The sequence below is a fragment of the Chthonobacter rhizosphaerae genome, from assembly GCF_013839525.1.
GTDB classification, from domain to species: domain Bacteria; phylum Pseudomonadota; class Alphaproteobacteria; order Rhizobiales; family Pleomorphomonadaceae; genus Chthonobacter; species Chthonobacter rhizosphaerae.
Genome location: NZ_JACDIS010000001.1, coordinates 307,816 through 321,567, shown reverse-complemented (window position 1 = coordinate 321,567; position 13,752 = coordinate 307,816). Strand labels below are relative to the sequence as shown.

The window sequence follows — 13,752 nt, the reverse complement described above, 5'->3', positions numbered from 1 at the left end:
CCGGGACGGGCCTTGCTGATGCCCAGATCCGGTGGTGTCTGGGCCGGCGAAGCGCCCGCCGGCCACGCCGGCGCGCGGCTTCCCCCCGACGATCGGGCGGCCGCATACGGCCGGGAGACTCAAGACGGCCGGACACGGCCGGGAGACTCAAGACGGCCGGACACGGCCGGGAGACCCCAGACGGCCGGATACGGCCCGGAGACACAACACACGTGACGCCCCGGCTCCTCGGCCTGCTTCTCCTCCTGCCGGTGCTCGCCGGACCCGCCAGCGCCCAGATCTACGACCCCTGGGGCGGAGGGAGCCTCGAACCGCCGGTGGACCGGCGCGACCTCGGCCCGCCCCCCGGCTGGGACGACGACCCCTACGGCGACCCGTCGCGGCCCTATCCGGACGACCCCTACGGTCCGCCGCCGCCCTACGGGGATGATCCTGGCTATCCGCCGGAGCCGGACTACGCGCCGGAGCCCTATCCGGACGAGCGGGACTATCGGGACGAGCGGGACTATCGGGACGAGCGGGACTATCGGGACGAGCGGGATTATCGGGACGAACGGGATTATCGGGACGAGCGGGACGGGCGGGGTTACGAGGACACTCCGCCCGAGGAGGGGCCGCCGGGCTCGCTGGACCTGGAGCCGCCGTCCCCGGACGAGGGTCCGGCGGCCCCGCCCGCCGCGCCGCCTGCGGAGCCGCCGGTGGCGGGCGAGCGGGTGCCGGGGATCGCGGCCCCGCCGAAGCCCGGCATCGCGGCGCCGCCGACGCTGTCGCCCGACGCCCTGATCGCCGCGACCCTGGAGGCCCGGTTCGCCGCCGGGGCGGACCTCGGCGACCGGGTGCCCGGCAAGCTCACCCAGTCGCCGCTGGTGGTGAAGATGCAGGTGCTGCTCGACCGGGCCGGCATGTCGCCGGGGGTGATCGACGGCTACATGGGGCTCAACGTCCGCAAGGCGATCGTGGCCTTCGAGGCGGCCCAGGGCCTGCCGGCGGACGGCGTCATGGACGGGGCGACCTGGTCGGCGCTGTCGCTCTACGAGACCGAGGCGGTGCTGGCGCCCTACACGCTGACCGAGGACGACGTGGCCGGCCCGTTCGTGCCGCACCTGCCGTCGGACTACGGCGAGATGGCCAAGCTGCCGGGGCTCGCCTACCGGGACCCGGCGGAGCGGCTGGCCGAGCGGGTGCACATGGACCTGGAATTCCTGCAGCAGCTGAACCCGGGCGCGGACTTCACCCGCGCCGGCACGGTGGTGACCGTGGCCAGGCCCGGCAAGCCGGTGCGCGCCAAGGTGGCCCACGTGGTGGCGGACAAGAGGGCCAAGCAGGTGGTGGCCTATGACGCGGCGGGGCGGATCGTGGCGGCCTATCCGGCCACCATCGGCAGCGCCAGCCTGCCCTCGCCGAGCAGGCGCCACACCGTGGAGGCGATCGCCATCAACCCGGACTACTGGTACCGGCCGGACGTGAACTTCCGCCAGGGCAACAACACCAAGCCGCTGCGCCTGCCGCCCGGGCCGAACGGGCCGGTGGGATCGGTTTGGATCGACCTGAGCGAGCCCACCTACGGCATCCACGGCACGCCCAACCCGGACGCCATCGACAAGGGCTTCAGCCACGGCTGCGTGCGCCTGACCAACTGGGACGCGGACGAACTGGCCCACATGGTCGCCAAGGGCGTGCCGGTGGACTTCGTGGACTGACGCGGGGGGACGGGAGACGAGGCGGGCGGCGGCGGCCGGGAGGCGCCGGGCGCGGGCGGGAAGCGCCGGGCGCGGGCGGGAGAATCGGCGCGGCCGGGAGGGCGATCTCCCACCTTCGGAGGAAGGGCGGGCGCGGTAAGGACTCGTTCAGTCCTCACACATACAAGCTGAAGCCGAATTGTGTGATTTAATCAGGCGGCTTCCGATGACTGCATCGCTTTCGACCGTGCTTCGACGGCTCGCCGAGGACCGGAACGGCACGATCGGGATCGTGTTCGCGGTGGCGGTGGTGCCGCTCCTGATCGCCGTCGGGGCGGCGGTGGACTACACGCGGGCGGCCAGCGAGCAGACCCGGCTGCAGAACGCGCTCGACATGGCGGCGCTGGCGGCGCTCAGCGCCTCGACCCCGGCGACCACGGCGGACGAGGCTCGGGCGCGGCTGGAAGAGCACCTGAAGGCCGACTACGGCCTCGACTACAAGCTGACGAGCTTCGAGGCGGCCCTGTCGCGCACGGACGGCGATCGCTACGTGAAAGCCACCGCGACCGTCCGCAGCCCGACGAGCTTCCTTGGCCTCGCCGGCATCCCGGACGTGCCGGTTGCGGCGGCGTCGGAGACGCGGATCGGCAACGACGAGATCGAGATCGTCATGGTGCTGGACAATTCCGGATCCATGACGGCGAACAACCGGATCGCGCGCCTGCGCGACGCGGCCGGGAGCCTGGTCGACACCGTGGAGGCGACCGCCCACGGCACGGTGCGCTACGCCCTGGTGCCGTTCGCGGCGCTCGTCAACGTGGGACCCGCCCACGCGGCGGCGACCTGGATCGACACGAGCGGGACCGCGCCCTCCCACTCGACCAATTTCAACGTGGGGGTGAACCGGCTTCTCCTCTATTCCAAGATGAAGTCGGTCTCCTGGCGCGGCTGCGTGGAGGCCCGGACGGGCGGGCACGACGTGACCGACGCGGTTCCGACGCCGGCCGACAAGGCGACCTACTTCGTGCCGTCCTTCGCGCCGGACGAGCCGGACTTCAGCACGAACAAGTCCTTCAGCTACATGAACAACTACCTGACGGACGACGTCGGCAGCGGCTGCACGACCCTGTCCGGCTCGGCCGGCGACCAGACGCGCCAGCGCAACGGCTGCAAGTACAACGGCACCACGCCGAAGACCGCCCTCGTCGCGGGCACCCGCTACGGGCCGAACATGATGTGCGATTCCGCCGCCATCCAGCCGCTGACCTCCGACACGGCGGTGATCGACGCGGCGATCGGCGGCATGACGGCCTACGGCGGCACCAACATCACCGAGGGGCTCGCCTGGGGCTGGCGGGCGATCTCGCCCGGCGAGCCGTTCACGGAGGGCAAGCTCTATGACGCGAAGGGCGTGCGCAAGGTGATCGTGCTGATGACCGACGGCGAGAACACGCTCAACGCCCAGACCAACATCAACAGGTCGACCTATTCGGCCTACGGCTATGTGGCGGAGGGGCGGCTCGGCATCACGACGGGAACCACGTCGGTGATCCAGGACAAGATGGACGCGCGCCTCGCGACCCTCTGCGGAGGCGTGAAGGCGGCCGGGATCGAGGTCTACACGATCACCTACGACGTGTCGGACACGGCCACCCGGACGCTGATGGGCGCCTGCGCGTCATCCACGGGGCACGCCTACTTCCCGTCCGCCAGCGACAGCCTGACCGCCGTCTTCGAGGCGATCGGCAAGTCCGTGGGCAAGATCCGGCTGTCCCAGTGACGGCAAGGCCGCCGGCCTTTCGGCGGCGGCCCTGGTCCGAACGTCCGTCCGGCCGCCCCGCGGCGGCGCGGGCGCCGGCCTGCCGTCAGGCGGGCTTCAGCCAGACGGTGGCGAGCGGCGGGAGCGTGAGCGGCAGGCTCTGCGGCTGGCCGTGGGCGGACACCGCCTCGGCCTCCCGGCCGCCGCCGTTGCCGAGCCCCGAGCCGCCGTACTCGGCCGCGTCCGTGTTGAGGATCTCCCGCCAGAAGCCCGGCAGCGGCACGCCGACGCGATAGTCGTGGCGCGGCACGGGCGTGAGGTTGGAGACGGCGAGGATCGGCGGCCCGCCGTCCGCGGGCTTGCGCAGGAAGGCGAACACGGAGTTCTCCCGGTCGTCGCCGACCGCCCAGGCGAAGCCGTTCGGGTCCGCGTCGGTGGCGTGGAGCGCCGCCTCGGCCGCGTAGAGCCGGTTGAGGTCGCGGACGAGCGCCTGGATGCCCGCGTGGCCCGGGTCGTCCAGGAGGTGCCAGTCGATGGAGCCGTCGTGGTTCCACTCGCGCCACTGGCCGATCTCGCCGCCCATGAAGAGCAGCTTCTTGCCCGGATGGGCCCACATGAAGCCGTAGTAGGCCCGAAGGTTCGCCCGCTTCTGCCAGGGGTCGCCCGGCATCTTGTTGAGGAGCGAGCCCTTGCCGTGGACGACCTCGTCGTGGCTCAAGGGCAGCATGAACTTCTCCGACCAGGCGTAGACCATGCCGAAGGTCATGCTGTCGTGGTGCCAGCGCCGGTTGATCGGATCCTCCTCCATGTAGTGGAGGGTGTCGTGCATCCAGCCCATGTTCCACTTGTAATGGAACCCCAGGCCGCCCTGTTCGAGCGGGGCGGACACGCCCGGCCAGGCGGTGGACTCCTCCGCGATGGTGACCGCGCCGGGATTGCGGTCCCGCACGATGCCGTTGAGGTGCTTCAGGAAGTCGACGGATTCCAGGTTCTCGCGGCCGCCGAACCGGTTCGGCACCCACTCGCCCGCCTTGCGGGAATAGTCGCGGTAGAGCATGGACGCCACCGCGTCGACCCGCAGCGCGTCCACGTGCCAGCGCTCCAGCCACTCGCAGGCGCTGGCGAGGAGGAAGCCGCGCACCTCGTTGCGGCCGAGATTGTAGATGAGCGTGTTCCAGTCCTGGTGGTAGCCCTCGCGCGGGTCCGCGTGCTCGTAGAGGGCGGTGCCGTCGAAGCGGACCATGCCGTGGGGGTCGGTCGGGAAGTGGGCCGGCACCCAGTCGAGGATGACGCCGACGCCGGCCTCGTGGCAGCGGTCCACGAAACGGGCGAAATCCTCCTGCCGGCCGTAGCGGCCGGTGGGGGCGAAGAGGCCCAGCGGCTGGTAGCCCCAGGAGCCGCCGAACGGGTGCTCCATGATGGGCAGGAGCTCCACATGGGTGAAGCCCATGCCGGCCACGTAGGGGATCAGCCGGTCGATCAGCTCGTCCCAGTCGAGGGTGCGGCCGTCCACCTTCAGCCAGGACCCCACGTGGATCTCGTAGACCGAGATGGGCGCGTCGACCCGGTGCCGGGCGGCGCGGGACTCCATCCAGGCCTGGTCGGTCCAGGCGTAGGGCTCCGCCGGGGCGATGACCGACGCGGTGGCCGGGGCCGCCTCGCTGGCGCGCGCCATGGGGTCGGCCTTCTGGGGCAGGAGCTGGCCGTCGGGGCCGACGAGCTCGAACTTGTAGCGCTGGCCGACGCCGACGCGGGGGACGAACAGCTCCCACACGCCGGCCTCGCGGCGAAGCCGCATGGGATGGCGGCGCCCGTCCCACGCGTTGAAGTCGCCGATCACGGAGACGCGCCGGGCGTTCGGCGCCCAGACGGCGAACCGGGTGCCGGCGACGCCTTCCACCACCATGGGCTGGGCGCCGAGGACCCGGCCGAGCTCGTAGTGGTTGCCCTCGGCGAAGAGGTGCATGTCGAGCTCGCCGAGGAGGAGGCCGAAGCTGTAGGGGTCCTCGGTCTCCTGGACGGCGTCACGCCAGCGGACCCGGAACACGTAGGGGCCGCCCCGGGAGAGGGGGCCGGCGAACAGGCCGGACGGGTGGACGAGCGCCAGGTCGCCGAGCTTGTCGCCGCCGCCGCGGGCGCGGACCTCCACGCCTTGCGCGCCGGGGAAGTAGGCGCGCACCACCGTGGCGTCACCCTGCCGGTGGGGGCCGAGGATGGAGAACGGGTCGCCGTGGCGGCCATGGACGAGGGCGTCCACCGCGCCGGGGTCGAGACCGGCGGCCGGATCGAGCGAGAGCATTGTCGCCATCAGGGGGTTCCTTTTCCTGCGAGGATGCGGCTGGCGACGGCGGCAAGACCGCGGAGCGGAATGGCGAGCCACTTCGGCCGGTTGGCGGCCTCGTAGCGCACCTCGTAGGCGACCTTCTCCAGGCGGAAGAGGTCGAGGAGCGGATCTTCGGCAGCCGGCTCCACCCACTTGTGGTCGGCCTCGGCGAGCGCCGCGCGATAGCCCTCCAGGACGGCGGCCTCCGCCTCCCGGCGGAAGCGGTCGAGGAGGCCCTCGCGGCGGTCGCGGATCGTCGGGTTGCCGTCCTCGTCCGGCAGCGGCACGGTGGCGGCCGCGTAGTCGAGGGAGCGCAGGAGGCCGGCCACGTCCCGGAGCGGGCTGGACTTGGACCGGCGGTCCTCCAGCGAGCGGGCGGGCTCGCCCTCGAAGTCGATCAGGTAGGCGTCGCCCTGGGCGACCAGGATCTGGCCGAGGTGGAAGTCGCCGTGGATGCGGGTGACGAGCGCCCCCCGGCCGGCCTCGGCGAGCCGGTCCACCGCCGCCTCGATGGCCTGCCGGTCGGCGAGCACCAGCCGGATCGCCTCGGCGAGGCCGGCGTCGTCGCCGGCATCGTGGGAGGCCAGCACCTCGAAGGCGCCGGCGAGCTGGCCGCGGGCGCTGTCCGCCAGGGTCCGGATCTGCGCGTCGCCGATGACGACGGGCGCGAAGGCGTCGTCGTCCGACGGGCGGGAGAGCACCGCGTGGAGCTCGCCGAGACGGCGGCCGAGGAGGCGGGCGAAGCTGGTGGCGCTCTCGAACACGCCGTCCTGCCGCTCCGGCGGCGCGCCGCCGTCGCCGGCGTTGGCGCCGATCAGGAGCGCGTCCTCCATGGCGCGCTTCAGGGTCTCCAGCATCCAGGTCCAGGCGTCGCCCTGGTTGCGGATGAAGCCCTGCACGACGATGAGCACGTGGCAGGTCTCGTCGGCGCCGAACTTCGCCACCGAGCCGACGAGAGGCGCGGTGTTGGCGTAGCCGGCCTCCGTGAGGTGGCGGGTCATCTCCACCTCCGGGTGGATGCCGCCGAAGGTGTGGCGGACCACCTTCACGACCACCTTGTCGCCGAGGATGAGCGAGGAGTTGGACTGTTCGGCGGAGAGCCACTTGATGGCAGCGTCGGCCGGGATGTCCAGCTCCTGGAGCCGGCTCGTCGGCAGGAAGCGGATCTCGCCGTCCTCCAGGGGCACCCGCGTCTGGCGGCGCAGGTGGTCGATGACCGCGCGGGCGAGGGCCTCGCCGGAGAAGGCGTCGGTGAGGACGCCGACCCGGCGGCCCTGGCGGACCCGGGCGAGCGCCAGCTGCTGCGGCAGCGGCGGCTGGTTGGGCTCCTCCCAGGAGATCTCCAGGGGCACGAGGTAGTGCTCGGACCGGCCGTCGAGCTCGGCCGCCACGTCGGCGAGGAGGACGCCGGCGCCCGGCACGGGGGCGAGCGCCGCGATGCGGACGCCCTCGATCGCCTGGTCCTTGGAGCCGAACCAGCGGCGCATGGGCAGGTAGGCGGGCAGGACCTCGCCCTCGAGGACCTGACGGTGCCTGGCCTCGCCGATCTCTTCGATGCCCTTGCGCAGGACGAGGGTGGAGAATTCCGGCAGCTGCTGGGGCGCGCTGACGTGCCAGGCCGGTTGGGCGGCTTCGGTCATGAGATCAAACCAGTAAAAGCCGTAGGGCGGCAGGGTGAGGAGGTAGGTGAGCTGGCCGATGGGCGGGAAGGGCGAGCCGCCGGTCATCTCCACGGGCACGCGGCCGGCGAAGGCGGAGAGGTCGAGCTCTACCGCCTGGGGCGTGCGCGACATGTTGGCGACGCACAGGATGGTCTCGTGGCCGTGCTCGCGCAGGTAGGCGAGGATCTTGCGGTTGCCCGGATAGAGGAAGCGCAGGGCGCCGCGGCCGAAGGCGTGGCGCTGGCGGCGGAGCGCCAGCATCCGGCGCATCCAGTTGAGGAGGGAGTGAGGGTCCCTCGACTGGGCCTCCACATTGACCGCCTCGAACCCGTAGAGCGGGTCCATGATGGCCGGCAGCACCAGGTTGGCCGGGTCCGCCCGGGAGAAGCCGCCGTTGCGGTCCGGGCTCCACTGCATGGGCGTGCGCACGCCGTCGCGGTCGCCGAGGTGGATGTTGTCGCCCATGCCGATCTCGTCGCCGTAGTAGATGACGGGCGTGCCGGGCATGGAGAGGAGGAGGGCGTTCATCAGCTCGATGCGCCGGCGGTCGCGCTCCAGGAGCGGCGCGAGGCGGCGGCGGATGCCGAGGTTGATGCGGGCGCGCCGGTCGGCGGCGTAGAAGTTCCAGAGGTAGTCGCGCTCCTCGTCGGTGACCATCTCGAGCGTCAGCTCGTCGTGGTTCCGAAGGAAGATCGCCCACTGGCAGGTTTCCGGGATCTCCGGGGTCTGCCGCATGATGTCGGTGATCGGGAAGCGGTCCTCCTTGGCGATCGCCATGTACATGCGCGGCATCAGCGGGAAGTGGAACGCCATGTGGCATTCGTCCGCGTCGCCGAAATACTCCTGGGTGTCCTCCGGCCACTGGTTGGCCTCGGCGAGGAGCATGCGGTCCGGGTAGTGGGCGTCGAGCTCGGCGCGGATCTTCTTCAGGACGTCGTGGGTCTCGGGCAGGTTCTCGTTGTTGGTGCCCTCCCGCTCGACGAGGTACGGGATGGCGTCGAGCCGGAGCCCGTCGACCCCGAGGTCGAGCCAGAAGTGCATGACGTTGAGGACGGCCTTGAGGACCTGCGGGTTGTCGAAGTTGAGGTCCGGCTGGTGGCTGTAGAAGCGGTGCCAGAAGTAGGCGCCGGCCACCGGGTCCCAGGTCCAGTTCGACTTCTCCGTGTCGAGGAAGATGATCCGCGTCTCCGGATACGTCTGGTCGGTGTCGGACCAGACGTAGAAGTTGCGGTGGTTGGAGCCGGGCTTGGCGCGGCGGGCGCGCTGGAACCAGGGATGCTGGTCGGAGGTGTGGTTGATGACGAGCTCGGTGATCACCCGCATGCCGCGGGCGTGGGCCTCGCGGATGAAGCGGCGGGCGTCCTGCATCGTCCCGTAGTCGGGCGAGACGTCCTTGTACTCGGCGATGTCGTAGCCGTCGTCGCGCCGGGGCGACGGGTAGAAGGGCAGGATCCAGATGGTGTTGACGCCGAGGCTGGCGATGTAGTCGAGCTTTGCGATCAGGCCCGCGAAGTCACCGATGCCGTCGTTGTTGCTGTCGAAGAAGGACTTCACGTGCAACTGGTAGATGACTGCGTCCTTGTACCATAGGGGATCGTTCCCGATCATCGCGCTGGTGGTCGGTTTGGTGCCGTCCGCCATGGATCAGCTCTCCTTGGACGCGTCTATGCGCCAGATCGAATAGGGAAGTTCGTGGGGGTCGAGCCGCAGCCGCTGGGTCTTGCCGTGCCAGGAGAAGCGGTGGCCGCGGACGAGGTCCTCCACCGCGAGGGAGCCGTGGTCGGGCTGGTGCCACTCCCAGAGCGGGATCTCCACGTCGGCCTCCTGGACCGCGTGCGGATCGAGGCTGACGGCGACGAGGAGCACGTTGTCGCGCGCGGGCGTCGCCTTCTGGAACCAGAGGACGCTGTCGTTGAAGGCGTTGAGGAAGGTGATGCCGAGATGGCTGTGGAGCGCCGGGTTGTCGCGCCGGATGCGGTTGAGCCGGGTGATCTCCGGGATGATGTTGCCGGGGCGGTTCCAGTCCCAGGCGCGGATCTCGTACTTCTCGCTGTCGAGATACTCCTCCTTGCCCGGATAGGGCCGGCCCTCGCAGATCTCGAAGCCGTTGTACATGCCCCAGAGGCCGGACATGGTGGTGGCGAGCGCCGCCCGGATGAGATGGGCCGAGCGTTCCGAGCGCTGCAGGAAGGCCGGGTTGATGTCCGGCGTGTTCACGAAGAAATGCGGCCGGAAATAGTCCTTGAGCGACGTCCGGGTCAGCTCCGTCAGGTATTCGGTGAGCTCCTGCTTGGTGTTGCGCCAGGTGAAGTAGGTGTAGCTCTGCGAGAAGCCGATCTTGGCGAGGCGCGCCATCACCTTCGGGCGGGTGAAGGCCTCGGCGAGGAAGACCGCGTCCGGATGACGGGCGCGCACGTCGTCGATCAGCCACTCCCAGAACGGGAAAGGCTTGGTGTGCGGGTTGTCCACGCGGAACAGCCGGACGCCCTCGTTGACCCAGAAGAGCACCACGTCGCGGAGCGCGATCCAGAGCGACGGGACGGCGCCGGAGGCGTAGAAGTCGACGTTGACGATGTCCTCGTACTTCTTCGGCGGGTTCTCCGCGTAGCGGATGGTGCCGTCCGGCCGCCAGTCGAACCAGTCCGGGTGCTCCTTCAGCCACGGGTGGTCGGGCGAGCACTGGATGGCGAAGTCGAGGGCGAGCTCCAGGCCGTGGTCGGCGGCGGCGGCGACCAGGCGGCGGAAGTCGTCGAGCGTGCCGAGCTCCGGATGGAGCGCGTCGTGGCCGCCCGCCTCCGAGCCGATCGCGTAGGGGCTGCCCGGATCGGTCGGGCCGGCCTTCAGGCTGTTGTTGCGGCCCTTGCGGTTGGTCCGGCCGATCGGGTGGATGGGCGGGAAGTAGAGGACGTCGAAACCCATGTCGCGGATGCGCGGCAGCTGGGCGATGACGTCGTCGAAGGTGCCGTGGCGATTGGGATCGCCGCTCTGGGACCTGGGGAAGAGCTCGTACCAGGAGGCGAAGCTCGCGCCGGTGCGCTCCGCGTCGAGCGGGATCGCGGGCTCGTGGCGGACGCGGAACGGCTTGAGATCCGCCTCGGCCATCAGGGCGACCGTGTCGTCGGCGAGGAAGGCCGCGATCCGGTCGCTGTCCGGCCCGTCGGTGACGCGGGCGAGGAGTTCGCCGAGCCGGGAGGCGAGCGGGCCGGGCGCGGTCTCCTCCAGGGTGCGCTCGACGAGCCGGCGGCCCTCCTCCAGCTCCAGCGTGACGGTGAGGCCGGCGGCGTGCTTCTTGGACAGCTCGTTGTGGAAGGTCGCGAAGGCGTCGCGCCAGGCCTCCACGGTGAACTCGTGGCGGCCGAGGCGCTCCAGCGGCATGTCGGCGCCCCAGCGGTCGTTGCCGAGCGGCCTCATGCGCACCTCCCGCCAGACGTCCTGGTCGGCGGTGCGCCAGAGGAGGGCGGCGGCGAGCTTGTCGTGGCCGTCGCCGATGAGGTCGCAGGTGACCTGCACCACCTCGCCCACGGTGCGGCGGGCCTGGAAGCGGCCCCCGTCCACGGTCGGCTGGAGCGCCTCGATGGCGAGGCGGGGCGACGCGACGGCGGCCATGACGTCCGGCACCGCGCCCTGGCGGGTGAGCAGGATCGGGTCGCTCGCGTCGCCCTCAAGGACGCGCACGTCGCCCGGGCCGAGCGGCAGGGTGCTGTCCAGGCCGAGCGCGGTGGCGCCGGCGATGTCGACGAAGCGCTGGAAGCGGCCGCCGGTGTCGGTGAGGAACTGGTCGGCGTCCGCCACGGCGCCCCGGCGCAGGTCCGGGTTGACGAGCACGAGCCGGGCCCGGTCCGCCTGGCGGATGTCCGGCGCGTCCGTGCGCAGCACCACCGTGACGGGCGCGGACGCCCCGGTGAGGACGCGCATGTCGGCGGCCGCGAAGGCGCCGTCGGACCGGCCGACGAAGCTGTTGGCGGCGGCGATCTCGTCGGAGAGGTCGACGCTCGCGACGGAGCGCAGCCGCTCGAACGCCGCCGGGGAGCCGGAGATGGGCGACAGGGGCTCGCGGGCGCCGTACTCGAAGCCCATGGGCACCAGGATGCCGTCGCCGAGGGCGGCGGAGAGCCAGAGCGCGCGGCCGAGCACGCGCCGGGTCTCCTCCTCGCCGGCCGCCTCGCCGGCGAGGCGCTTGCCGAACGGGGCCTCCGGGAAGGCGATGGACGGGCCGATCCGGCGGTGGATGTCGTTCTCGTCCACGAGCCAGGGCGAGCGGGCGTCCCACCAGCGCAGGGACGAGAAGACCGCGTCGAACCCGACGCCCTCCAGCGCGCGGCGGGCCTCGAAGGCGACGCCGGGGGTGACCGCCAGGAAGAGGCAGTCCGGCGCGCTGTCGCGGACCCGGCCGATCAGCGCGCGCCAGCGGTCCGGGCCGAGACGGTCCGGGTCGAGGCAGCGGTAGCCCGCGACGCCGCGCCGGGCGAGCGCCGCGAGCCGGTCGGCCAGGTGGTCGAGCCAGGCGGACGGGTCGGCGGGCAGGCTGGCCGAGCCGCGCTCCGCCGGGGCGACTCGCGGATCGAGACCGTCGGACCGGCCGTCCGGCCGGAAGCCGAAGCGCTCCGCCAGCGGGCCGCCGGCGGCGACCCGGTCGGCCACCACGTCCAGCATCAGGGCGAGGCCGCGCGCCCTGGCGGCGTCGGCGAGGCGCGCCAGTCCGTCCTCGGCGGACCCGTCGAAGCCGAGGGCCGGGTGGAGGCGACCGTCGTCGGCCGCCAGGAGGATGTTGCCCGCCGGCCCGGGCTGGAAGGGCGGCGCCATCACGACGGCGTCGAACGCCATCGCGGCCGCCCTGTCGAAGTGGCCGTCAAAGGAGGCGAGGTCGCCAACGTTGAGGGGATGGAGATAGTAGAGCCGTTGCCGCTGCAGCCGATCGTCTCGCATGAACCGTCCGTCGCCGTCGTTTCAGGAGAAGGACCGGAGCCGGCCCTCGGGGTCGGTGAACCGTGCCGGGATGGGTTTGTTCCGACCGGGCAGGATCGGAGCGCCACCCGTCCGCCGCGCGGGTGGCCCCGTCGGGACGCCGCGCCGGCGCCAATCCGGCCGGACCGGGCGAACGTTTCGCCGCCGTGCGGGTTTCCATCTCCGGATCCGCCGACGCCGACCGCCTTGCCCGGCGCGGCGCGGCGGGCGAAGGGGGTGCGGGGTGAAGATCCGGGTTTTCCTGAACCGCCACAGCGGCACGATGCGGTCGCTCGGGATCGAGGCCGCCGAACGGGTCATCATCCCCGAACTGGAGCGGGCCGGGCACGCGGTCACCGTCGAAGGCGTGACGGGCGAGTCTCTCGCCCAGCGGCTCGACGCCGTGGTGGCGGAGGCGAAGGCGGGCGGCGGCCCGAAGGCGGTGGTGATCGGCGGCGGCGACGGCAGCGTCAGCACGGCCGCCGGCCGGCTGGCCGGCACGGGCGTCGCCCTCGGCGTGCTGCCGCTCGGCACCATGAACCTCTTCGCCCGCAGCCTCGGCATGCCGATCGACTTCGAGGAGGCGGTCCGGACGCTCGCGACCGCCGAGCCCCGGCCGGCGGACATCGCCGAGGTGAACGGGCGGCTCTTCATCCACCAGCTCGGCTTCGGCGTGCAGCCGCACATGGCGCGGGTGCGCCGGCGGGCGCTGGTGGGCGGCAAGGCCGGCAAGCTGTTCGCCACCGCCCGGGCCCTGTTCACCGTGTTCCGGCGGCCCCGGGTGATGCGGCTGACGCTGGTGGAGGACGGGACGGAGACGCCGGTCGCCGCGACGGGCCTCGTCGTCTCCAACAGCCTCTACGGCGCCGGCCACCTGCCGTTCGCCGACGACCCGGCCGACGGGCGGCTCGGCGTCTACGTGTGCACGTCGCGCGCCTTTGGGGACCTCCTGCAGCTGACCACCGCGGTGGTGCGCGGCACCTGGAGGGACGACCCGCGGATCAGCGTGACCTCGGCGACCGACCTCGTCATCAAGGGGCGCTCGAGCACCCTCGCGGTGACGGTGGACGGGGAGCTGGAGCGGGTGGACCTGCCCGCGCGGGTGATGAAGCGCCCCGGCGCCCTGACGGTGCTGGCCGCGCCGAGGGGCTGAGACCCGCCACCGGCCAGTCGGATGCTTTTCATCAAGACGGAATTCACCCTGTCGCCAGAACCCGCGCGCCGCCGCCTGGGGCGAAAGCGCCGGCTTATTGATAAATTCAGAGGTTGTGATGCTTTATCGAGGCCCGAGCGGGACGTGTCGTCGCGCTCGGATGAGCGTCCGCGAGGGTCCGGTTCGGATGATGTCTGCTCGGAAGAACGCAACCCCACCCGACGTCCGCGCCG

6 protein-coding genes are annotated in these 13,752 nt (G+C 71.8%); 3 read left to right on the top strand and 3 right to left on the bottom strand.

The genetic code is table 11. From position 1 onward, the window contains the following. The first annotated feature begins 212 nt into the window (after positions 1–212). Both HND91_RS23155 and HND91_RS01395 read left to right on the top strand, forming a co-directional pair. The gene (locus HND91_RS23155; RefSeq protein WP_181704723.1) at positions 213–1,700 is read left to right on the top strand and encodes a L,D-transpeptidase family protein; all 1,488 of its coding nucleotides are present in this window, start codon (positions 213–215) and stop codon (positions 1,698–1,700) included. Between the two features lie 205 nt (positions 1,701–1,905). Beyond that, positions 1,906–3,459: a TadE/TadG family type IV pilus assembly protein gene (locus tag HND91_RS01395; RefSeq protein WP_181704722.1), complete on the top strand. Its 1,554-nt coding sequence runs from the start codon at positions 1,906–1,908 to the stop codon at positions 3,457–3,459. Between the two features lie 85 nt (positions 3,460–3,544). Here the strand turns inward: HND91_RS01395 and glgB are convergent, their stop codons facing one another. From glgB to HND91_RS01380, 3 genes are read right to left on the bottom strand one after another with little or no spacing between them, the layout of a single operon-like run. Beyond that, on the bottom strand, positions 3,545–5,737 hold the full coding sequence (gene glgB, locus HND91_RS01390) for a 1,4-alpha-glucan branching protein GlgB (RefSeq protein ID WP_181705182.1): 2,193 nt from the start codon (positions 5,735–5,737) through the stop codon (positions 3,545–3,547). A gap of 8 nt (positions 5,738–5,745) precedes the next feature. Continuing rightward, positions 5,746–9,063, bottom strand: coding sequence for a maltose alpha-D-glucosyltransferase (gene treS / locus HND91_RS01385; RefSeq protein ID WP_246329239.1), 3,318 nt, complete (start codon positions 9,061–9,063; stop codon positions 5,746–5,748). 3 nt (positions 9,064–9,066) lie between these two features. Next, positions 9,067–12,348 carry a maltotransferase domain-containing protein gene (locus HND91_RS01380; RefSeq protein WP_181704721.1) on the bottom strand — a complete coding sequence of 1,094 codons (3,282 nt, stop codon included), beginning with the start codon at positions 12,346–12,348 and terminating at the stop codon, positions 9,067–9,069. A gap of 262 nt (positions 12,349–12,610) precedes the next feature. Here HND91_RS01380 and HND91_RS01375 point away from each other — a divergent pair, with 262 nt between their 5' ends. Further along, positions 12,611–13,519, top strand: coding sequence for a diacylglycerol kinase family protein (locus tag HND91_RS01375; protein ID WP_181704720.1), 909 nt, complete (start codon positions 12,611–12,613; stop codon positions 13,517–13,519). Positions 13,520–13,752: the final 233 nt, after the last annotated feature.